Origin of the sequence: Thiolapillus sp., assembly GCF_048562965.1 — a bacterium.
GTDB classification, from domain to species: Bacteria; Pseudomonadota; Gammaproteobacteria; order Chromatiales; family Chromatiaceae; genus Thiolapillus; species Thiolapillus brandeum_A.
The window spans coordinates 1-514 of the sequence record NZ_JBHNMF010001688.1; the positions used below are offsets into that span (position 1 = coordinate 1).

1 protein-coding gene is annotated in these 514 nt (G+C 60.1%); it reads left to right on the forward strand.

What is annotated here, in order from left to right; translation table 11 throughout:
• Positions 1–96 precede the first annotated feature (96 nt).
• A partial coding sequence (locus ACOCD2_RS26225; RefSeq protein ID WP_419626457.1) for a transposase occupies positions 97–514 on the forward strand: 418 nt, incomplete at its 3' end.

A 514-nucleotide genomic window follows, 5' to 3' on the forward strand; every position in this document is an offset into this window, starting at 1 on the left:
GCCCGGAAATTTCACCGCCCCACTGGAAATAGGCCTCTTTTTGTTGCATAAAGTAAGGGTTACCAATCACTTACCAGCAACAAAACAAAGAAGCCTATGAATACAGAGTGTAAACCAGAACAGTTGGAATTTCAGTCCCTGGGTCGGCGCGAGGTGGATCAGCGTATCGGCCTGCTGGACCGCCTGGCCGCTTGCTTCACCGATCACCGCAACCCCGAGAGCATCGAACACAGTGTGCGGGATCTGGTGGCCCAGCGGGACCTGACCGGAGAGCGGCGGGTGCGCGAGCAGGATCGGGGGAACCCGCTGGCCGCTTCGAGCACGCTCAACCGCCTGGAGTTGGGCACGCCGGAATCGGCCAGCTCGGACCGTTACAAACGGATCGCTGCTGATAGCGAGGCACTGGATCGGCTGCTGGTCGATCTCTTCCTGGAGTCGTACCGCAAGCCCCCGCGCAAGATCTGGCTCGACCTGGATGCGACTGATGATCCGCTGCACGGTCAGCAGGAAGGGC